The sequence below is a fragment of the Guptibacillus hwajinpoensis genome, from assembly GCF_020171785.1.
In the GTDB taxonomy this organism is placed as follows: domain Bacteria; phylum Bacillota; class Bacilli; order Bacillales; family Guptibacillaceae; genus Guptibacillus; species Guptibacillus sedimenti.
Genome location: NZ_JAIVAE010000006.1, coordinates 96,140 through 118,869 on the forward strand (window position 1 = coordinate 96,140; position 22,730 = coordinate 118,869).

The 22,730-nt window shown below is 41.5% G+C and carries 17 protein-coding genes; 14 read left to right on the forward strand and 3 right to left on the reverse strand.

What is annotated here, in order from left to right; translation table 11 throughout:
- Positions 1 to 25: 25 nt before the first annotated feature.
- Together LCL91_RS09715 and LCL91_RS09720 are read right to left on the reverse strand one after the other, a co-directional pair.
- Positions 26 to 1,855 (reverse strand): bifunctional diguanylate cyclase/phosphohydrolase, encoded by a 1,830-nt coding sequence (locus LCL91_RS09715; protein ID WP_224882017.1) that lies wholly within the window; start codon positions 1,853 to 1,855, stop codon positions 26 to 28.
- Between the two features lie 178 nt (positions 1,856 to 2,033).
- Entirely contained in the window at positions 2,034 to 2,624 is a 591-nt protein-coding gene (locus LCL91_RS09720; protein WP_224882018.1) for a DUF5317 domain-containing protein, read from the reverse strand.
- A gap of 210 nt (positions 2,625 to 2,834) precedes the next feature.
- On the opposite strand from LCL91_RS09720, the gene LCL91_RS09725 reads away from it, so the two are divergent.
- The 10 genes from LCL91_RS09725 (at position 2,835) to LCL91_RS09770 (ending at position 17,058) form a co-directional block, all read left to right on the forward strand.
- On the forward strand, positions 2,835 to 3,761 hold the full coding sequence (locus LCL91_RS09725) for an ROK family protein (protein WP_224882019.1): 927 nt from the start codon (positions 2,835 to 2,837) through the stop codon (positions 3,759 to 3,761).
- A 10-nt stretch (positions 3,762 to 3,771) separates the two neighbouring features.
- Positions 3,772 to 4,734 carry a mannose-6-phosphate isomerase, class I gene (gene manA / locus LCL91_RS09730; RefSeq protein WP_224882020.1) on the forward strand — a complete coding sequence of 321 codons (963 nt, stop codon included), beginning with the start codon at positions 3,772 to 3,774 and terminating at the stop codon, positions 4,732 to 4,734.
- Positions 4,735 to 4,872: 138 nt separating this feature from the next.
- Positions 4,873 to 6,609: an ABC transporter ATP-binding protein gene (locus tag LCL91_RS09735; RefSeq protein WP_224882021.1), complete on the forward strand. Its 1,737-nt coding sequence runs from the start codon at positions 4,873 to 4,875 to the stop codon at positions 6,607 to 6,609.
- Positions 6,584 to 8,341, forward strand: a complete 1,758-nt coding sequence (locus LCL91_RS09740) for an ABC transporter ATP-binding protein (RefSeq protein WP_224882022.1) — start codon at positions 6,584 to 6,586, stop codon at positions 8,339 to 8,341. The genes LCL91_RS09735 and LCL91_RS09740 overlap by 26 nt, the downstream gene beginning before the upstream one ends.
- 170 nt (positions 8,342 to 8,511) lie before the next feature.
- Complete coding sequence (locus tag LCL91_RS09745; RefSeq protein ID WP_224882023.1) at positions 8,512 to 9,813, forward strand: DUF2157 domain-containing protein; 1,302 nt, start codon at positions 8,512 to 8,514, stop codon at positions 9,811 to 9,813.
- Positions 9,814 to 11,898: a hypothetical protein gene (locus LCL91_RS09750; protein ID WP_224882024.1), complete on the forward strand. Its 2,085-nt coding sequence runs from the start codon at positions 9,814 to 9,816 to the stop codon at positions 11,896 to 11,898. It abuts the gene before it with no gap.
- A gap of 196 nt (positions 11,899 to 12,094) precedes the next feature.
- Entirely contained in the window at positions 12,095 to 13,093 is a 999-nt protein-coding gene (locus LCL91_RS09755) for a sugar-binding protein (protein ID WP_224882026.1), read from the forward strand.
- Entirely contained in the window at positions 13,090 to 14,538 is a 1,449-nt protein-coding gene (locus tag LCL91_RS09760; protein WP_224882027.1) for a sensor histidine kinase, read from the forward strand. Before LCL91_RS09755 ends, LCL91_RS09760 begins: the two co-directional genes overlap by 4 nt.
- Positions 14,531 to 16,084, forward strand: a complete 1,554-nt coding sequence (locus LCL91_RS09765) for a helix-turn-helix domain-containing protein (protein WP_224882028.1) — start codon at positions 14,531 to 14,533, stop codon at positions 16,082 to 16,084. Before LCL91_RS09760 ends, LCL91_RS09765 begins: the two co-directional genes overlap by 8 nt.
- 167 nt (positions 16,085 to 16,251) lie before the next feature.
- Positions 16,252 to 17,058 (forward strand): alpha/beta fold hydrolase, encoded by an 807-nt coding sequence (locus LCL91_RS09770; RefSeq protein ID WP_224882029.1) that lies wholly within the window; start codon positions 16,252 to 16,254, stop codon positions 17,056 to 17,058.
- Positions 17,059 to 17,165: 107 nt separating this feature from the next.
- Here the strand turns inward: LCL91_RS09770 and LCL91_RS09775 are convergent, their stop codons facing one another.
- Positions 17,166 to 17,768 carry a YdcF family protein gene (locus LCL91_RS09775; protein ID WP_224882030.1) on the reverse strand — a complete coding sequence of 201 codons (603 nt, stop codon included), beginning with the start codon at positions 17,766 to 17,768 and terminating at the stop codon, positions 17,166 to 17,168.
- A 212-nt stretch (positions 17,769 to 17,980) separates the two neighbouring features.
- On the opposite strand from LCL91_RS09775, the gene LCL91_RS09780 reads away from it, so the two are divergent.
- The 4 genes from LCL91_RS09780 (at position 17,981) to LCL91_RS09795 (ending at position 22,716) form a co-directional block, all read left to right on the forward strand.
- On the forward strand, positions 17,981 to 19,273 hold the full coding sequence (locus LCL91_RS09780; protein ID WP_224882032.1) for an ABC transporter substrate-binding protein: 1,293 nt from the start codon (positions 17,981 to 17,983) through the stop codon (positions 19,271 to 19,273).
- Positions 19,274 to 19,348: 75 nt separating this feature from the next.
- Entirely contained in the window at positions 19,349 to 20,290 is a 942-nt protein-coding gene (locus LCL91_RS09785) for a carbohydrate ABC transporter permease (protein WP_425589677.1), read from the forward strand.
- Positions 20,291 to 20,358: 68 nt separating this feature from the next.
- The gene (locus LCL91_RS09790) at positions 20,359 to 21,111 is read left to right on the forward strand and encodes a carbohydrate ABC transporter permease (protein WP_255640002.1); all 753 of its coding nucleotides are present in this window, start codon (positions 20,359 to 20,361) and stop codon (positions 21,109 to 21,111) included.
- Between the two features lie 159 nt (positions 21,112 to 21,270).
- Complete coding sequence (locus LCL91_RS09795) at positions 21,271 to 22,716, forward strand: circularly permuted type 2 ATP-grasp protein (RefSeq protein ID WP_224882035.1); 1,446 nt, start codon at positions 21,271 to 21,273, stop codon at positions 22,714 to 22,716.
- Positions 22,717 to 22,730 lie beyond the last annotated feature (14 nt).

Here is a 22,730-nt window from a genome sequence, read left to right on the forward strand (position 1 = left end):
AGCGAATGCCTCGGCATTCGCTTATTTAAATCGTAATCTGAATCGGATTTTCATTAAGAGCGGGATTCTCATTAATGACTTTGATAAATTCATGGACGAGTTCGGGATCAAACTGAGTACCTGCACATTTTTCTAACTCATCCATCGCTTCGCTGATCGATTTTGTTTTTTGGTAAGGACGTTCGGTTGTCATGGCATCAAACGAATCAATAATCGTTAACATGCGTACAAGTTTTGGGAGCTCTTTACCGCTTAATCCATAAGGATAACCTTTTCCATCAAAACGTTCGTGGTGCAGTTCGACGAGTGGGAGGAGGTCGTGGAGTTGGCGATTTGTCGACACAATTTCCTTGCCCCAGGTAACGTGCTTCTGAACCATTTCCCATTCGTCTTTCGTCAGCTTGCCTTTTTTGTTGATAATTTCACGAGGAATTTCAAGCTTTCCGATATCGTGAATTAAGGCACCCATTACGAGGGTTTTCTGATCATTTGCATTCAAATTCAAATGATTGCTGAACTCAATTGCATACTCATGAACTCGTTTACTATGTTTGTACGTATAAACATCTTTGGATAGAAAAATTTTCAATTGTTGCTCTAGAAGTTCCATTTCTTTATGGTTGTAAAACGTTTTGGAAAGAACGTGATTCGCATCATAAATACAAACGTTGTTTTTCCCTTTGGTTTTAGAAAAATACATCGCTTGATCTGCCTTCTCAAGAACTTCCGACGAATCATACATGTCCCGATCGTATTGAATAACTCCTGCTGAGAAAGATAAGCAGCCGTGTGGAAGAACTTCAACACCTTCAAAATAGTGGTCGTTTACTTCTTTTCGAAGATGGTTAATGATGTGATACGCTTCCCGCTCTGTTTTTCCGGGCATTAATAGCGCAAATTCTTCTCCACCATATCGAGCGGCTGTAAACACGTCTTTCGCATACCTTTTTAGTTCGGCACCGAAGTGTTTTAACAGTCTGTCGCCCTGTAAATGACCGTGCTGATCATTGTATTTTTTGAAATCATCAAGATCGATTAACCCGATGGATAAAGGCTGTCCTGTGGCTTTTGCGGATTTTATTTCGTCCTCTAAAAGTGACTTGAAATAACCGTGATTGTATAGCTCAGTGAGATGATCGATATCTGCTTTCTGTGAAACTTCTTGATAAAGTTCAAAATACTGTTTAAACGAAACGGATAGCACGACAGCTACGGATAAAAACAATAGCATGCCAAGAATGACCTGTTGTTGCATTAATAAAACGAGAATCAAGGAAAGACCAAGCGTAATGAAATAACTTGATATCGTTTCTTTCAACATACCTTGCACAATTTGATATAAGTTTTCCGATGCGGATAAAAGGAAGAAAACTCCGATTAAGAGTACATTTAAACTAAAGTACACGACCAAAGAAAACATATAAGAGGCAACGTTGAAGAATGTTAGCATACCGCTTAATTCACCGGAGAGCTTAAGAACTTCATATGCACCGATGATCATGATGCTATAAATCGCAAAGTTAAATAGGTGTTTCCACCAGACAACGTTTTTGTTGTATAAAGCATAGATGATCGAAGTGACAAGCAAAAGGGATAGCGTCAAGTGGAGACCAAATACAAATAGGACTGCCAGGTAGATCGCTGAATCCATCGATAACGAGTTACCGCTTGGTGGCAACAGAATCGTATAATGATTCAATAATAAGATTGCCGCTATGAACGTGAAGGCCAGACTCCAGTTAATTGAATGAAATGTCAGTAAGTACTGAGTGAGGAAGAGTGAACTTCCTGCGATAGAAATGAGTGCAAGATATACGCTTACAACATTAGTTGATTTCTGAAAGGTGCCCTTCATGTCTCGATCACTCTCATTTAAATTTAGTTTTTTAGGAGAAGCAGCGCCTCTCCTTTGTGATTAAACCAATTTAAATCCAGAAGTTAGTGCGATAACAGCAGTAGTAATAATTGCAATATTCATAAGTATGCCTGTTAGCTTAATTCCCTCTTTCCTTTCCATTAATGTCCACCTCCTTTCAAGTCCCTTTTTGAGGCGCTGGCGTTTGGATGAGGGTATCTGGATGTTTGGTCTTAACCATAACGCGCTGGATGAAAATAAAAATACCAATATTCATAATAACGTCACCAATACTAATGACTTGATCTTTTGGATAAGGATCCGTAATTGGAATCACGTCACCGAGAAACCAGAGGGCAGTGCGATCGGTCAGCACAGCATGTTTTCCATAAAGACCATTTTTGATAGCTTCTGCATAAGCAGGATCAAGAATATTCGCTGATTCGAGAGATACAGGCATTCTTCCTCCGTTTAGAGCCATTACGATGAAATTTAATAGCACACCGATGAAAAGAATCATGATCCCAATGTTCATTTTTCGATTTAACCAAAGAAATGTTAGTCCGACGATGTAAATCAGCATAAAGAGCGGTGCGCTTAGTTTTCCAATCCATGCGTAGGTCGATTGAAAGGAAAAGATAAGCACCTCAATGACAAGCAGCAATGGAAAGATCCATCCAGCTCGAAATGAGAGATAAGCAAAGCCTTTTAAACTTCCTTTTCTTAAATACCCGACAAGAATTGCTAGTAAAATGCCGTCAAAAACCATTGAAGTCACCCGATTTGTGTCATTTTATTATTAGTTTAGCAGAGGGTTGGATGATTAGGAAGAATTTTCTTAAAAATGACAATACTCGCTTTAAAATTTATTTGTCCTTCACTAAGAAAACTTGGAGATTTTTTCACATTTTTCGTTCAATTCCTTCTTACAAAAGGATTCGTGGTAGGATATAAGAAAGAATGATAGGGAGGTAGAGAAATGGAAAACGTGTATATCGGAGTAGACCTTGGTGGGACAAATCTTCGTGTTGGGATTGTCGATGAGAACGGACGAATTCTGCAAGTGAAACAAATAGCGACACAAGCCGATCAGGGTTACGAATTGATTATTGAGCGAATGACCAATTTAATAAAAAAAGTGAAAAAAGCGTATTCAGCGGTTTCCATTGGGATTGGTTCACCAGGACCTTTAAATCCATTTGATGGAATCGTGGTGTCCCCACCTAATCTCCCTGGATGGAAAGATGTGCCGATTACCGCAATGATTCAAGAAGCAATCGGCATCCCGACGTATCTCGTCAATGACGCTGATGCCGCTGCGCTTGGTGAAGCATTATATGGCGGGGGAAAGGGTCGAGAAAGTACTTTTTACATAACAGTTAGCACAGGGGTTGGCGGAGGCTACGTGCAAAATAATCGCCTTATGCAAGGCGAACATGGTTATAGCGCGGAGATTGGTAATATGATTATCCAGCCTGGTGGTCAGAAGCATGCGAATATGAACGCTGGATCCCTTGAAGCGCTTGCTTCAGGTACATCAATTGCACGAGAAGGACAGGCGCGACTTGGCAAAACTTTAGGAGCAGAAGATGTGTTTCAACTTGCTAAAGAAGACAATGAGGAAGCGGTCAAGATTATTGATGAAGCAGTGGATGCACTTGCGATCGGAATCGCGAATCTTGTTCATACTGTTGATCCGTCAATCTTTATTCTCGGCGGAGGCGTGATGCAGGCAAAAGACATGATCTTACCGATGTTACGAAAGAAAGTCGATGTTTATGTGTACGAAGGACTCCAAGGGAAAATCGCAATTGAACCGGTTCAACTCCATGATAAAGCTGGCATTATTGGGGCGGCGATGCATGGACGGCAGAAATTTGATGATGAAAAGCTAAAAAGAGAGTAGGAGGAAGAACATGTATCAACACGAACCACTTTTTCTAACACCCGAATTTAAGGATCGTCTTTGGGGTGGGACGAAGCTACGAGATGTTTTTGGGTATACGATTCCAACTGAAACGACTGGTGAATGCTGGGGAATTTCAGCTCACCAAAACGGCGCAAGTGAAGTGCGTAATGGTCCGCTTGCTGGAAAGAAATTAAATGAAGTTTGGGAAAATTATCGAGAACTATTTGGTCATGAAGAGGGCGAACACTTTCCACTTTTAGTGAAAATTCTCGATGCTGATCAGGATCTTTCCGTTCAAGTTCACCCTGATGATTCGTATGCGAGAGAAGTCGAGGGAGAGGCTTACGGAAAAACAGAATGTTGGTATATCATTGATTGCGATCCGGGATCTGAATTAATTTTTGGGCATCACGCTCAGTCAAAAGAATCGTTCAAAGAGATGATTGCAGCTGGGGATTGGGATAACTTGCTGCGCCGCATTTCAATTGAACCAGGTGAATTTTATTTTGTACCAAGTGGAACCATCCATGCGATCGGTGCAGGAACGATGATTCTTGAAACCCAGCAAAGTTCAGATACAACGTACCGCGTGTATGATTATGATCGAACCGATGCGAATGGAAATACACGCGAGCTTCATATTGAACGTTCGATTGACGTCTCTACGATTCCTCATGAAGATCCGCCGTTTTCTCCCGTTGTGACAGAAGAAGACGGTTTGAAGCAGATCGAGCTTGTATCTTCAGAATATTTTACGGTTTATAAGTGGGAGCTTGATGGAGCTTATTTTCTTCCAGAGAACCATCCTTATTTGCTTGTAAGTGTCCTTAGTGGAGAAGGGATGATTCGCTCTAACGATTCTTCTCATAACATTAAGCAGGGGGATCATTTGATTATTCCAACAACAATGAAAACATGCAAATTAGAAGGCGATCTTGAAATGATCGTTTCAAAAAGCGAAAAAGCATAGGTTGTAGCCAGCTCTAAATAGGAGCTGGCTTTTGTTATTTTTATCCTTTTCCTGAAAAAGCTCATTTTTGTTCGAGCCCCTAAATATCCTGTATAATGTAAAAATAAGAGAAAAGGAAGGACAATGAGGGAGGATGCCATGCGAAAAATAGTAACCTTTATTAAACCTTACAAAGTGGCGGCGATTGTAGCGGCCCTTTTAATGCTTGTTGAATTGGCCGTCGAGCTCTGGTTGCCACTGTTCATGGCAGATATTATTGATAACGGAATTGCAAAAGAAAACCTGAGTGTGATTACTGAATTAGGGATTTGGATGATCGTTCTTACCGCTATTTCTTTTGTCGCCTCCATTATTAACACGTATCTTGCTTCTTACGTTAGTCAGCATTTTGGATATGATTTACGAAAAGCGCTTTTTGAAAAAGTACAGTCGTTTGCTTTTGCAGACTTTAATCGCTTTCCAACATCTTCTTTGTTAACGAGGCTAACCAATGATGTCAATCAAGTGCAACTTGTCGTTTTTATGGGCCTCCGCATCATGGTCCGTGCCCCATTGCTTGTTGTTGGTGGTGTCGTTATGGCTTTTGTTGTGGATGTTCAGCTCGCTCTACTATTAACCGCTGCGATTCCACTCGTCATTGTCTTTCTTTTTTTTGTCATGAAAAAAGGCGTTCCACTTTTCAGCTCAGTTCAGGAAAAGCTAGACCGAGTTAACGGCGTGATGAGAGAAAATTTAGTCGGCGTGAGACTTATTAAAGCTTACCTTCGAAGTAAGCATGAACAGCAGAGATTTAAGCAGGTCAATGAAAACTTAATGAGTCAAACGGTAACGTCACTTCGTTTAATTGAACTTGCTACGCCGGTTCTCTTAATTCTTATGAATGTTGCGATTGTTGCTGTGCTCTGGTTTGGGGGCGTGAAAGTTGTTGCTGGCACAGCGCAGGTTGGTGAAATTTCAGCAATCATTACATATGGGACGCGAATTACAGTGGCGCTTACAATGTTTTCGTTTATTCTTATGCTTCTCTCACGAGCAAGAGCTTCTGCTTATCGGATGCAGGAAGTGTTGCAGACAGAGACGTATGTTGAAAAAGAATCAGGCGTTAAGATAGCGCCATTAGAAAAGCTTGAATTTCAGCACGTGAGCTTCCGCTATCCGAATTCAGAAGAAGATGTTCTCAGAGATCTTAGTTTCATAGCAGAAAAAGGTCAGTTGGTTGGGGTGATGGGAGCCACGGGATCTGGAAAATCTTCCATGATTCAGTTAATTCCAAGGTTGTATGAACCGACTGAAGGAAACGTTTTATTCAATGGTGTTAACGAAACAGCCATTGCCTTGGATGAACTCAGAAGTCGAATTGGCGTTGTTCCGCAGGAAGTGGTTCTTTTTAGTGGCACCATTGGTGATAATATTCGCTGGGGAAAAGAGGATGCAAGCAGAGAAGAAGTGGAAAGAGCGGCTAAAGCAGCTCAAATTCATTCGTTTATTCTGACGCTTCCAAATCAGTACGATACAATTCTCGGACAAAAAGGAATCAACCTTTCTGGAGGCCAGAAACAGCGTTTATCCATTGCCAGAGCTCTCATTCGAAATCCGGAGATATTAATTCTCGATGACAGTACAAGTGCGCTTGATCTGAAAACTGAGGCACAGTTGCAACAAGCACTTAAGGATCAGGAAAGTATGATTTTATTAATTGCTCAGAAAATCAGTTCAATTAAAGAAGCAGATAAAATCATTCTTCTCGAAGATGGAGCGATTATCGGAGAAGGAACCCATGATCATCTTCTTGAAAAAAGTGATGTTTATCGCGAGATCTACATTTCTCAGTACGGAGAGGAGGCGGCCCATGAGCTCAAACAAAAAACCCTCTAAACGAAAACGACCGGATGATTTGAAGGGCACGGTTGCGCGAATTTGGCGCTATTTATCCCTCCAAAAAGGCTGGCTTTTTCTTGTCATTGTGATGGTCGTGTTTAGCTCAGGATTTAGTTTGCTTGGTCCTTATTTAACAAGCGTGGCGATTGATAACTATCTTGTGCCAGGAAAGTTAGAAGGTCTACCGTGGATTCTTGGTTTGCTTGTATCCGTTTATGTGTTGCAATCAGCAGCCACCTTTTTTCAGAATTTCTGGATGATCGGCATTGCACAGAAAACGGTTTATCGCATGAGGAAAGATTTGTTTCATCATCTTCATCGCCTGCCCATTCCTTTTTTTGATAAGAAAACGCATGGGGAACTTATGAGCCGACTAACAAACGATATTGAAAATGTTAGTCGAACGTTAAATAGTTCGGTCATTCAGATCTTCTCTAGTGTACTTACTTTGATTGGTACAGTAGGACTGATGTTGTGGTTAAGTCCGCTTTTAACGTTAATCACGTTCACGATCATTCCCCTTATGTTTCTCGGGATGAAGTGGATTACGAATCGAACGGGGCATTATTTTAAAGAACAGCAGCGAAACCTTGGAGAAATGAATAGCGTCATTGAGGAGACGCTATCAGGGCAGCAAATTATTAAATCTTTTTCTCAAGAAAAACGTGTCTTAACGCAATTGGATGAAAAAAATGAAGCGCTACGAACATCGGGATTCTGGGCAATGACGTATTCAGGATTTATTCCGAAATTGATGAACGTACTGAATAACGTCAGTTTCTTGCTGATTGCGGCGGCTGGTGGTTTGCTGTCACTTCAAGGTTTGGTTTCAATTGGTGTCATTGTAGCGTTCATTCAGTATTCGCGTCTATTCACAAGACCGTTGAATGATCTGGCAAACCAATTTAATACGATACTATCCGCTGTAGCTGGTGCGGAGCGCGTCTTTACCATTTTGGATGAAAAAGAAGAGCGGCCAGATGAAGGGGATGCTGTGTCACTCCAACAGGTGAAAGGGAAAGTGGCGTTTCGGAACGTATCGTTTGGTTATGAAAAAGATGGTGCAACGCTTACGAATCTCTCGTTTGAAGCAAAAGCAGGGGAATCGGTTGCGATTATTGGCCCAACAGGAGCAGGGAAAACAACAATCGTGAACTTGCTTATGCGCTTCTACGAACTGAATGAGGGCACAATTGAAGTGGATGATCACGACGTTACGAAAGTGAAGCGGGAAAGCCTGAGACAAAACATGGGTTTTGTTCTTCAAGATACCTTTTTGTTTAACGGAACCGTTCGCGAAAACATTCGCTATGGACGCCTGGATGCAACAGATGAAGAAGTAGAAGAAGCAGCGCGAGTAGCCAATGCGCACACGTTTATTTCACGTTTATCAGAAGGATATGATACAGTGCTGAATCAAGACGGGGGAGGGATTAGTTTCGGTCAAAGACAGCTTCTTTCCATCGCAAGAGCAGTACTCGCCGATCCTGCGATTTTGATTCTTGATGAAGCAACAAGCAGCATTGATACACGAACAGAAATTCAAATTCAAAAAGCACTATGGGCTTTAATGGAGGGACGTACAAGTTTCATTATCGCGCACCGATTGAATACGATCCAACGAGCGGATCAAATTATCGCCCTCGATCAAGGGAAGATTATTGAAAAAGGCACGCATGAAGAATTGTTAGAGCAAAAAGGTTATTTGTGGGGTCAGGTCGGAACCTGACCCCCTCCAAAGACAAAACAAAGCGATTGTCCACCACAGGTGGACAGTCGCTTTTTTTGCGAAGATACAGCAGATTACAGAAATCATATTGCAAGGGAGAAATGAGTATGAGTAAACTAAGTACAAGAAGAAAATAAGGAAAATGTTGTTAATCGCTGGGGGTGTGGAACGTGAATGAGCAAGAAAGAGAAGAGTTGTTTCTTCTTGAGCTAAGGCGGCTCAGGTCAAAAAATTACATCACTGATCAAACTTTTGAGGTCGTGTCTAGCGCTTATGAAAAAATGATTCATTCTTCTATTGAATGGGTTGACGCACCTGTAGAGCAAGAGGAAGTCCTTGCTCCACCAGAAAGGGTTCCAGCTAAGCCGGCGCCAGTAAAAGAAAAGAAAGTGAAATCCACGCAGGAGCTTAGAGATCGGAATTTAACGTGGATCTTAATTATTGGCGTTGTGTTTCTGCTACTGGGGGCACTTGTTCTTGCTACAAGTACGTGGGATGTGATGACTTCAATTATGAAGACCGCTCTTATTGGAGGAATTGCAGCTGTGTTTTTTGGTATCAGCTGGCTGAGTGGTCATAAGCTCCGTATCGAAAAAACGGCTTTTTCATTTTTAGTTTTAGGAAGTCTTTTTCTTCCGATCGTTGTTTTTTCAGCAGGATACTTTCAGCTCTTTGGGGAATGGCTATCCGTCAGTGGCGCGGGAAATGAAGTACTTGGTTTGATTGGTGTCTTCCTTTGTTTACCGCTTTATTTCATACAGGCCAACCGTCAGCACTCACGGTTATTTGTTTGGTTTTCATTTGTGACGCTGAGCATCGGCGCTGCTTTCTTTATTCAAGTTTTTCAGCCAACAGTGGATTTGTTTTATCTTGGAATCGTGTTGTTTAACGGATTGCTGCTACTCTTTTATGCACGCGCAAAAAAAAGAGAGAAGCTTGTACTTTTTACAAAAGAACTACCCATTTATGCTCAAGGCAATCTCATTCTCTCAACCTTGCTCCTTCTGTTCTTTTACGAAAGCGAAGTTTTTTATAGTTTCAATGTCATTGTGACAGCATTTCTGTATCTAGCCATGATCTATATTGGCAAACAAAAAGACTATCATTTTGTGTTTACGTTTTTGCTCATATATGGAATCTATCAGCTAATCGAGCATTCTGTCCTTGAGTCGGCCGACGTTATGCTTTATGCGCTTGTAGGGTTTATTTTTATTGGACTACAGTCGGTCGATCGTCTTCAAAATCCATATATGAAAAAAGTGTTTCAGTTAACGAGTGGCGTCGTATCGCTCTCTGCCTTTATCTTTATTACGTATAAAGGATTAATCTTACGTTATGATGATCCGTCATGGCTTCTTGTGCTCGGTTATGTGATCATTAGCATCAATTATATCGCTCTTGCGAATGTAACGCGTTACCGGATCTTTGGATTTCTGGCGCCATTATTTCTTGCTGTAGCTGGACTTTATTAAATGGGCTTATTGTATACGGAGCCCTCAACCGAAACGGTGATGCTTCATATGTTTGCAACAGGATTCCTCTTATATGCAGGTGGTTTCTATTGGAATGAGTGGGATGTAACGAAAAGAATGCAGACGGGAGCACTCTTTATTTCGTTTGGCCCCATCCTTTTGTCGCTTTTACTTGGACTCGTTAGCAGTCGATGGTGGTTGGAAAGTAGCTTATTACTCGTACTTTGCTTTTTGTATTTATCAATCTATCAAAAAGGGAAGTGGAAATGGCTTCGCTTTACTGGCGCATTGCTCAATCCGATCACGTGGGGTGTTGCCTTACTCGCGCTTTACTCTCCATTTGCGAGAAATGATTTCTATGAAAATACCTTTGGACTACCTTTTCATACAGCCATCGTAGCGGTTTTGGTCGTCGGGCTACACTATTTTTGGCGTAAAAAAGATGCGGAAGTATTGGAAGAGATGGCCTTTTGGACGGGTGTTAGTTTTTATGGATTGTCGTTACTTCTCTTGCTTGCAGCGGCGGTAAATGAATTGTTTGTTCGCTCTGGGTTATTGCTTGGTGCAGTTGGGATGCTTTATCTTATTTTCAAGCGCACCAAGGAAGAGACGCTTTGGCCACTGCTAAGTTTTTTCACACTAGGAACCTATCTTTCGATTGCAGAAGCTCTCCCTATTCAAGGAATGTTTCTGTGGATTCCTGGGGCAGTTCTTCTGATCCTGATTGCCGATACGCTTGGAAAAAAAGATAACGTAATCCAGCGTGCTTATTTCTATTTGGGTCATCTTTATTTACCCGCCGCTCTCTTTTATACCGTTTCTGAACATGGAAACGAGCCGGTATTATACGTTATCGCGCTTGTCGTTTATGTTTATTCCATGCTGACGAGGAAAATCGAATGGCAAATTCGCACCTTTTTATATGCAGGTTTTACGGTTCTTCCTTTGCTTTATATAGCGATCATTGATTCGTTAGAAATGCAAAACAAGGCGTATACGTATATAGGGTTTGTACCGAGTTTAGTTATGTTTGGTTTATGGTTCGTTCTTGGTGAGATATGGAGTGAACGAGTGAAATGGTACGCGGTGCCGTTTGCCGTGTTTGGACTTTTTCCTTTTATCAATACGTACGAGGAAATTCAGTTAATCCCTTTAGCTGTTGGTCTCTTTTATGCTGCTCTGCTTCTTTACGTGATGCATCAATCCGGTTGGCAGCTGTTCGCGATTGTTCCACTACTTTTTGTGCAATCGATGATCTTTCTTTTACCAATCGAGACTGTGGAGATTCAAACGTTGGTATACGTTGGAGCAGCTGTCGTTTTGTTAGCGACTGGATCCTTGATTCATCATAAACTCTATTCCCTTCGTGGAAAGCGAATGCATGAAAAGCATATTGATTGGTATGCTGTTATTGCCTTTCTATTCGTGCTCAACCTTTATCAAGACCTGACGCTCGTCTCTCTTTGGGCGGATGAACTAAGAGCTCTCTTTATCGTTGCTTTTTTCTTTTTACAAATAAAAAGGGTTCCAGCTGGAATTCCTGCAAAAGTGATAAAAACTGCTGCGGCACTCTCGCTATTTGTCCCGTATTACACGCTTCTTCATCACATTGAAATCAATGAATATATTATGACGGAAGTATATGTATTACCGTGGCTTGCGGTCAGTATTTATTTATCAAAGAAAACATGGGATCAAAGTAGACAAATCATGAATGTTATCGAATGGGGCGTGCTTTTGATTGTAGCGGTCATACTTGTATTCGATGCGCTTATGAGTAACACCATTTATGATGCGCTCATTGCTGGAGGGCTTTCCCTTGCTTCAGTCCTTGCAGGCTTTTTCTATCGAATCAAATCTTACTTCTTGATCGGTTGTAGCGTGTTGCTTTTAAATCTTCTATTGCAAACGAGACCTTACTGGGGCAACATGCCGTGGTGGGCTTACCTCTTAATCGCAGGCGCGACTTTGATTTCTGTCGCCAGTTTCTACGAGTGGCAGAAACAGAATAAAAACGAAGAAGGAGAGACACTGTTACAAGTGAAGAAACAACAGCTTTTAGCGAAATGGAAGCTATGGCGTTAAAGGAAAAAGCTGTCTCGCTGAACGAGGGTCGATCATCGTTCGGCGGACAGTCTTTTTTGCTTTTCATAAAAACAAGTTGATTCCGTTTGGAGCGTTCGATATATAATGACATAAGGAAAGTCCTCTGAGGGAGGACAAGTGTCTTTTGAGGGGGTCAGGCGCGAGCCTGACCCCACTAAAAAAAGGAGGTAAATCAATGGCGCGCTGGATATACGTGATTGGTGGTTTGCTAGTAACGGTAACCTTTTCTTTTTTTTTATTCTATTCTGTAAGGGCTTTCAATTTAACCCCAGACCGTCCTTCTGCTTCTTATAAAGCTCCGGATTATCGCTTCGTCCTTGTTACGGAAGAGGTTGATAATGATTACTGGCGACTTGTCGAAAAAGGAGCACGCGCTGCAGCTAAGAAGCATCATGTGTCATTACAGTATACAGGCCCCAAACAAGCTAACCTTGATGAACATATGAAAATGATTGAAATGGCGGCTGCATCAAAAGTGGATGGCATCATCGCGCAGGGATTGAATCAGAAGGTATCACCTCCGATTATTAATCGCGTATCAGAAAAAGGGATTCCTTTTTTAACTATCGATACGGATGCTCCTGAAAGTAAGCGCGTGGCGTACGTTGGAACGGATAATTATTATGCTGGGTTTCTAGCAGGACAAGCGTTACTAAAAGATACAGAAGATGAAATAAAGGTTGGCATCATTACGGGCCGTTATGATTCAGCAAATCAAAAGCTTCGGGTCGAGGGATTTAAAGATGCAATTAAAGGTAGCGATCGCGTGAACGTCGTTGCTATTGCTGAATCACAAATTACACGAATCCAAGCAGCTGAAAAAACGTATGAGATGATAAAAGATTACCCTGACGTTAATGCCTTTTACGGAACGAGTGCCCTTGATGCGATCGGCATCGTTCAAGTTCTTGAAAGCATTGGCATGACGGATCGCGTTTATGTGATTGGGTTTGATATTCTCCCGGAAACCCTTCAACTTCTTAAAGATGGAAAGCTTGAAGCGACTGTTGAACAAAAACCATATGAGATGGGATACGACGCCGTAGAATTGATGATTCAAGTGCTTGAAGGTGATAAGGTTTCTACCTATCACCACACGATGACAGATGTAGTGCGGCAGAAAGACTTGATCGAAACAGAAACAATGACGCCGGGAGGGATGAAACAACAATGAAAATTCAAGCGAGATTTATTCTCTTTTTTACATTGCTTGTTATTTTGATGAACGGTGTCGCGTTTTACTTGTTTCATAGCAGTCAGCGTACGATTGATGATTATCACACGAGTTTTGAGCGGTTTATCGTCTTAAATGAAATCTCGCAACAAACCAATACGGTCTATGAAGCGATGAATACGTATTTAACGGCACGAACGCAAACAGAATTAACCGCTTATGCGACTGAACGAAAAATTCTTTCGCAAGAAAAGGAAGATCTCCTCGATATAGTGAAAAATGAAGGAAACGATCAAATCGTTACAAATTATGAAAACATGATCGAAAGCTTTTTACTTGAATGCGACATTACCGTACAGGCTTTTCAGAGGCAGGAAATTAATCAATATTCAGGTCACTTAAACGAAGCGGCGCAAATCTCTACCTTTATTCAGGAAACCACCTTAACGCTTATTAATTCTGAATTAACGGATTACCGCACGTTTTACAATGAAATGGATCAAAAAAGTTCCTACCTTCAGTGGATGGGGATTTCGTTATTCGTTTCCATGATTATCTTTAGCTTCTTAATGGCCTTCTGGTTTTCGCGTGGCATTACAAAACCGATTCATGAACTTGCGGCTGCAGCTAAAAAACTAGCAAGGGGAGATTTTACGGCAAATAAAGTTGTCGTAAAATCGAGAAGTGAACTGCAGTTATTGGCAGAAACCTTTTACCGCATGCAGGAAAATATACAAGGATTAATTATTGAAATGAAGCAAAAATCAGAGCTCGATCAGCTTTTAAAGGAAATGGAGTTAAAAAGTCTTCAAAGTCAGATGAATCCTCACTTTCTTTTTAATACCCTTAATACGATTTCAAGACGTGCTTATATTGAAGGGGCTGAACAAACGAGTGAGCTTATTGAATCGGTAGCCGCTCTTCTACGTTACAATCTTGGAAATTTAGCAAAAGACGTGACATTAAAAGATGAATTAACGATTGTGAGAGAATATTTTTTTATTCAGAAGTCGCGGTTTGGTGAACGAGTGAAATTTGATGTGATCGCAGACGAGAACGTGCTCGACTGCAAGATCCCTGTGCTAACGCTTCAGCCAATTGTAGAAAATGCCTTTATACACGGTGTGGAAACGTATGAAGAGGGTGGCGAAATTATGATTCGCATTTATGCGGAACAAGACGATGTCATTATCGAGGTGGCGGATAACGGAGTAGGAATGGAAACGACAAGGTTGTCACAATTATTTTCCAATGATGAACATTCGCTTATTGGAAATAGACAGGGTCATTCTACGGGTCTTGGCATGCAAAATGTGAAGAAACGAATTGAATTGTTCTCCCAGCAGGCCGGTTCCATGACCGTTCATTCTTCTAAAGAAGTTGGAACAACGGTTCGACTGAATTTACCTTATAGAAAACAAAAAGGAGATGAACAATTTGCTTAAAATCATGATTGTCGATGACGAGCAGCTGGAGCGGGATGCAATCGAAATGATGATAACACGAGAATATGGCGATCAGGTAAAACTAGTAAAAGCGAAAAATGGGAGAGAAGCCATTTCGTTTGTAGGCGAATTTCATCCGCATATTGTTTTTATGGACATTAAAATGCCGGGGATTGATGGGATAGCGGCAGTTCGAACGATTAAGCGCAACCATCCGAACATTCGATTTATTATGCTTTCTGCTTTTGACACATTTAACTATGCAAGGGACGTGATGCAGCAAGGGGTGAAAGAATATTTGTTAAAGCCAGGACGTAAGAGTGAAATTCTAGCTGCCCTTTCACGTGTCTCTACAGAACTTGAAATAGAGCGAGAAGAAGCTGCCAAAAAAGACCATGTTCAAGCACAGCTTGCAAAAGCCGTTCACTTACTAGAAGGTGAGTGGATGAATGCGATCTTAATGAATCAAGTAACAGAGTTCAGTCCTGCTGAATGGAGCGAACTGCTTGGCTTTCAAACGACAGCAGGTTATGCCCTTGTTTTTAAGTTTCCAAACAAACAGGATTGCTTCAATGAAATGGTTCAGTGGATCAAAAAGAAAGTAAAAAGCGCCTTTCCTGCTGAAGCTTTAATCGGAGTAAGAGATGAATTCTATTTACCCTGCTTTCTTTTTAGTGACAGCCTTCAGGAGAAAGACAAGCGGCTAAAAGCGAAATTACAGCCTATGTTACGAAACCTTCTTCATGAATTCTATCAGCATTTTGGCGTAGCGGTTTGTATTGGGGTGGGGAGGCCATATAAGGAAGCCGAGCAATTTGTCGCATCTTATCGAGAAGCCCTTCATACTGTTCGCGATCTAGATGTTGAACAAGATGTCACTTATGCCTTTTATCATGAAGGGAAAAGTGCTAACGTACCTAGACAAGATCGCACACAGGAGCAGGAGTCGATTGTGATCAATGCGATCAACAATGGTGACTTCACAAGAGCGATGAAAGAACTTGATGTGTATGTTGAAATGATTTCAGTTGAACCAGCTTCCACTTATGTTCAAAAACTGAATGAACTCTTTCTTGTCGCTGAACGTATTCTTCAAAACAATGGAATCGTCTTATCTTCTTATGTATACCTCCGTGCGGAAAATGAGTATGAAGCTACCAATCTAGCGCGAGAAAAGCTCCGGAAGTTAAGTGTGTATGTCCAGGAATGGCGTGCGCTCCACGGCGGGGATCGTCTTGAACAGGTCAAGCAATACATTCGAGCTCATTTTCATAAACAGCTCACCCTTGAAGAAGCAGCGGAGCACGTTGAGCTTAGCCCTTATTACGTCAGTAAATTATTTAAAGATAAGAGCGGCATAACATTCATTGATTACGTTACAGAAGTTCGGATTGATGAAGCAAAACGAGAGATGCTGGATGCCTCCAAAAGTTTAAAAGAGATTTGTTTCAACGTCGGATATAAAGATCCGAATTATTTCAGTCGAGTATTTAAGCGAAAAGTCGGTTTGTCGCCTTCGCAATATCGTAACAAGTTGTTGGTATGAAACTAGGATCAAAAGGGGAGTCGCTGCTTATCGTCTTCCTATCAAGCTATTGACGGTTTCTTGTCATTACCCATTTACCTATTTCCTTCTCCACCCTTCTAAAGTTATACTGTCTTGAGACGCAATTATGGGACGCAACATCCCTTAAACAGAGAGGAATTATCATCATGCTTGATTATAAGCTTTACAAAAACAAGGTCAGTGGCAGTGAAACGATCGTCTTGCTACATGGTCTCGGAGGAAACTACGGGATCTTCTGTCACCAAATAGGCACATACAAAAAGAAGTATCATGTGTTAGCGATCAACTTACCAGGTCATGGCCAATCACCAAGTACGTCTAGCTATGGGAAACCTTTTACGAGTGAACTAATTGCTAATGAAATTCTCGCTCTTCTCGATCAACTAAAGATTACGAAAGCCCATTTAGTGGGCATTTCACTAGGTTCAGTTGCGGTACATCACTTGCTACAACAGGCACCTGAACGTGTTCAAAGTGCTGTGCTTGGTGGAGCGATTACCCGATTCAATCCCTTAGCTTCCTTTTTGCTGATGGCTGGAAATGCAGTGAAATCTTTTATTCCATATATGTGGTTATATAAATTGTTTGCTTATGTCATGATGCCAAAATCGAATCACGCGCGTTCACGAAAACTCTTTATTAGAGAAGCCCTGAAAATGAATCGAAGCGATTTTCTTGCATGGTATAAACTGGCTCCTCACGTAAAAGAAACTTACATGGATGTCCAAGAAAATAGTGGAAACATCCCGAAACTATACATTTCAGGTGAACAGGATCACCTTTTTCTGAAGCCTTTGCTAGAAGATACTAGAAGTGATGAACAGGCAAATCATCTCATTTTAGAGCAATGCGGTCACGTTTGTAATGTTGAAAAACCTCGAGAATTTAATGTTGCTTCCATGGCGTTTTTCAAGAGAAATCGTGCACAAACAAGCATTTCTCCTGCTTTATAACTATAAAAAATGACTTACTGCGAAGATGATTCTTCAATAAAAAACGCCCAGCCAATAGGTGGCTGGGCGTTTAGCTATTCATTGAAAGAATAGAATCCTATCTTTGTTTATCTACGCACCTCCCCATCTTTCAATATACCCTCCTGTACATACCGCTGAATCGAATGGAGTTCTTTCATCACTCGCGCCTTCTCTCGTTCATCTTTCCACCAGTTGTTTCGCTGTCCTGATTCGCGATCGTCACTACAAAAGCTATAAGAGATCCAATCTGGCATATACGTTGTAAGGGTGAGGTGGCATCTTTTCATATGATAGGGAGAGCTGACGATTAGGAGTCGATGAATCTGATTAAGACCGATGGAGCGTTGTAGCACCATAAGCGAGGCGAGTACATTCTCTGTTGTATTTGCAGCTTCCAGCTCCAGAAGGATATCTTCAGATGGGACACCAAGTTCGACTAACCGATCTCTCATCCATATGGCTTCAGGTTCTTCATTTTCTCCCCATCTTGCTGCGGAACCAGATACGAGAATTTTAGGGGCGCGTTTATCATGATAGAGGTTTGCTGCTTTAATGACGCGGTGAATTGTTTTGGCACCAAACACGAGAATACATTCCCCGGTTTGCTGATCATCTATGGTGTCATGAAACATTAACGTTGTAATTTCTTCTCTTGAGAGAGTGTCTGGATTTAATTCGGATAACTTCACTTCATTTTCACCTCAATCGAACAGAAATATCTGCTTACCTTATCATTCTCTCTTTGCATGAGAAGACCCTTCTTTCATTTGTCTTGTACTAGCTTATGAAACAACCACAAAAAAGTGAAGGTAACCACAAAAATATGAAGACGCTTACATAATTTTGTGAGGATTTATTTTGATAGAGTAAGAGTAACAAAAGATATGGGGGGATCGATCGTATGAAGGGAAGGCTTAAATCATTTACCGGTTGGTTTTTAATTCTAGTGTTAGCTCTGGTACCACTCTCTGCTTGTTCGAGTTCTGGGGAAACAAACGGCAATAGCGAGTCAAATAATGAAGAAACACTTGATATTTTCAGCTGGTGGACAGGTGCTGGGGAAGAAGATGGATTGAATGCGCTTATTGATTTATTTAAAGAAGAATACCCTGATATTGAAGTGGAAAATGCGGCCGTTGCTGGCGGAGCAGGAACGAATGCAAAGGCAGTACTTGCAAGTCGCATGCAGGGTGATGATCCTCCTGCAACGTTTCAAGTTCATGGTGGTTCTGAGTTAAATGACGGTTGGGTTGCAGCGGGAAAAATGGAAACGCTTAACGATCTTTACGAGTCGGAAGGTTGGGAAGATAAGTTTCCAGAAGATTTAGTTGATCTTGTTAGTAAAGACGGGGATATTTACTCCGTTCCAGTGAATATACATCGTGGAAACGTTCTCTGGTATAACACGAGCGTTTTCGAAGAAAATGGCGTTGAGCCGCCGACTACATTCGAAGAGTTTTTTACTGCAGCGGACCAGCTACAGGAAGCTGGCGTTACACCGCTTGCCCTAGGTGACAAAGAGCCCTGGACAGCAACGCATCTCTTTGAAACAGCGCTCCTTGGAACGCTTGGTGCGGATGATTACAAAAAGCTTTTTACTGGGGAACTATCATTTAATGATCCAAAAGTAAAAGAAGCCACTGAGAATTTCAAAAAAATGCTGAGCTACGTAAACGAAGACCATAGCTCTCGTAACTGGCAAGATGCTTCTCAGCTCGTCGCAGATGGAGAAGCCGCGATGAACGTCATGGGAGATTGGGCGAAGGGTTACTTTGTGAATGATCTTAATTTGAAGGTGAAAGAGGACTTTGGTTGGGTGGCAACGCCAGGTACTGAAGAGATGTTTATGGTAATTACGGATACGTTTGGTTTGCCAAAGGGTGTAGCAAATCCTGAAGACGTTAAGAAATTCTTATCTGTTCTTGGCTCTGTTGAAGGGCAGGATGCATTTAATCCATTAAAAGGTTCCATTCCAGCTCGTGTAGATGCTGATCTATCAAACTATGATGAATATGGAAAAGAAACGATTGAAGATTTCAAGAGTGCAAGTCTCGCACCGAGTCTTGCGCACGGATCAGCTGCACCTGAAGGTTTTGTTACGAAAGTAAACCAGGCGATTAATATTTTTGTAACGCAACAAGATGTTGATCAATTAATTGGTTCCCTTGAAGATGCTTCGGGTGATCTTAAGTAAATTGAGCAAGGGAGAAGAATGGCTCTTCTCCCTTTTTGAATGGTAAGGGGGATGATGATGAAGACAGAAACTGAGATGAGATCGGTCACTGTATCAACGCGAAAAAAACGGTCGCTTACAAAAGATCACATGCTTGCGATTGGCTTTCTTATTCCATCGATTCTTTTAGTTGGTGTTTTCGTTTATGGCTTTATCGGATGGACCGGCTACGTATCATTAAGCAATTGGAATTCGCTTGTCCCAGATTTTTCTTTTGTCGGATTGAAAAATTATCTTTATCTGTTTAGTGATTTTCGCTTTCAAGCTGACTTGCGAAATACCTTCTTTTTTACAATTATATTTATTTTAGCGGTGATCGTGGTGGGTCAGTTTCTGGCTGTTCTTTTAGACCAAAAGATCCAGCAAGAGTCGCTGTTTCGAAACATTTTTTTCTTTCCAATGGCGCTTTCTTTTGTCGTCACAGGGGTGGTCTGGCAGTGGCTATTGAATCCTTCCACAGGGGTGAATTTGTTCCTTGCAAAGCTCGGTCTTGATTCAAAGTGGTATACGGATACAACGATTTTCCCTGCGATTGGATGGGGGAAAATCGAATTTGGTATCCCGATTGCAATGATTGCGGTTGTCATCGCGGCCGTCTGGCAAATGACCGGTTTTTCAGTAGCTATGTATCTTGCCGGTTTAAGAGGTGTTCCGGAAGAAGTAAGGGAAGCGGCTCGGATGGATGGTGCAAATGAGTTTCAGGTGTATTGGAAAATTATTATGCCAATTCTTCGTCCAATTACTGTTAGCGTGATTATTATTATGGCGCACATTTCGCTTAAAATTTTCGATTTAATTTATGCGATGACGGGGCCGGGTGCAAACTTTGTCACAGACGTACCTGGTGTGTATATGTATGAAACGACGTTCAGAGGAAATTATTACGCGAACGGCGCAGCGATTGCTGTCGTCATGCTTTTAGCGGTTGCGATCTTTATCGTTCCTTACCTCTGGTCGAGTCGGAAGGGGGAAGCCTAGTGGCTATAAGATCGTTCACACGTCCCATTCTCTACTTTCTACTTATTGCCCTTTCTTGCTTTTACCTTATGCCGGTTTACGTGATGATTATTACGAGTTTGAAGCCGCTTGAAGAAGTGACATTAAGTCAAATGTGGCAGCTGCCAACATCTTTCGATTTTAGTAGCTATTCCGAAGCATTTACGAAGCTCGCACCGAATTTATTAAATAGTTTTTATCTTGTCATACCGGCTACGCTTCTTTCAGCTCTTTTAGGTTCACTGAACGGATATGTTCTTTCTAAATGGAAATTCAAAGGCGCCAATACGCTGTTTACTGTCATTTTATTTGGGATGTTCATCCCTTATCAAAGTATCCTTATCCCGCTCATTCAGTTTCTGAGAGAAATTGGATTGTATAATTCGATCGCAGGACTTGTGTTTGTTCACGTTGTGTATGGCATTCCGATTACAACACTCATGTTTCGAAACTTCTATGCAAGCATTCCTGATTCAATGATTGAATCCGCGAAAATCGATGGTGCGGGATTTCTAGGGGTCTACCGTTTTATTATGATTCCCCTATCGATTACAGGCTTTGTGGTTGTAGCGATCTGGCAGTTTACGAACATATGGAATGAATTCTTATTTGCTGTAACGATCACGACATCGGATCAGCAGCCCGTCATGGTTGCGCTACAGAATTTATCCGGAAGTCAAATTGTGCAATGGAACGTCCAAATGGCCGGAGCGCTTTTAGCCGCACTTCCTACTCTTCTCGTTTATATTTTTCTCGGAAAGTTTTTTGTGAAAGGATTACTTGCAGGGTCAGTAAAAGGATAGCGACTGAAAGAGCAGCTTATGCTGTTCTTTTTTGTTGTCAAAACAGAAGTTCTTTCTACAAATAGAGGAATTTCGCCTTTTTATCTAAAAATTTGTTAGAATAGTTAGAAAAATGTTAAAATTAATATGTGAACGTACTTAAATGGAGGGGGAGTGCCGATGTTTCATTCTTATCATGTAGATGGTTACTTTGACGAAATGCTTCAGAAAGGCAAGGAGCCGAGAGGACATTGCAAACCGTTCCATGAAAAATTAAACGAAGTAGCGCCTGAAGAATTGCAATCGCGCTATGAGTTGGCGCAGAGTGATTTTCTCAGGCAGGGCATAACATTTACAGTTTATAGTGATAACGAAGGAACGGAACGAACGATGCCGTTTGATTTTGTTCCAAAAATTATTCCTCCAGATGAATGGCAGGAGCTTGAGCGTGGCCTCATGCAGCGCTTCGATGCTTTGAATGCATTTTTAGATGATGTCTATCACGAACAACACATCCTAAAAGACGGCATTATTCCACGTGATCTCGTCGTGAATTGTCAGCATTTCTTTCAGCAAGTAGCAGGGATCGATCTTCCAAGAAGGCAGCACATTTTTATGGCGGGCATTGATTTAATTCGAGACGATAACGGCGAGTATCGCGTTTTAGAAGATAACCTTCGGAACCCCTCGGGCCTCTCCTATGTTTTTCAAAATCGTTATGTCATGAGAAAAGTGTATCCTGAATTTTTTAATCAATATTCTGTTCAGTCTCTTGAACAGCAGTTTTCCTATCTTCATTCCGCTATGGCTTCACTTGCTCCAGAAGGCAGTTCATCACCGACCATTGTCCTATTAACACCTGGCGTTCATAATTCAGCTTACTATGATCATTCTTTTATCGCTCAGCGAACTGGTATTGAGCTTGTTGAGGGAAGAGATCTTGTTGTAAGGGAACGACAAGTCTATATGAAAACCGCTCGAGGGTTAAAAAAAGTGGATGTTATTTATCGACGGATCGATGATGAGTTTCTGGATCCACTTGAATTTCGTGAAGATTCCTTACTTGGCGTGCCAGGCTTGATCGACGTCTACCGTGCAGGAAATGTATCGATTTTAAATGGAATTGGCAACGGGGTTGCTGATGATAAAGCGATCTATCATTTTGTCCCTGACATGATTCGTTATTACTTAAAGGAAGAGCCACTAGTCAAAAATGTTGATACATATCTTTTACGATATGACGATCAGCTAGAATATGTCCTTGATCATTTGTCAGAGCTAGTCGTAAAACATACGAACGCTTCAGGTGGCTACAATATGCTAATTGGCCCTCATGCTTCTGAGGAAGAGATTGAAGCCTATCGACAACAAATTCTTAAAAACCCATCTGAATTTATCGCTCAGCCAACAATCAAGCTATCTCGCTTGCCGGCTTTTAAAGAAGACCGCTTTGCCGCTTGTCACGTTGACCTTCGCGTTTTTATTTTTGGAGGAGAAAAGACGCACGTTTTCCCAGGAGGTTTAACACGTGTCGCGCTAAAAGAAGGTTCCCTTGTCGTCAATTCGTCACAAGGTGGAGGCGCGAAAGATACATGGGTGCTTGAAGAAAATCCAGTACATATTTAGAAGAGGGGGGAGCA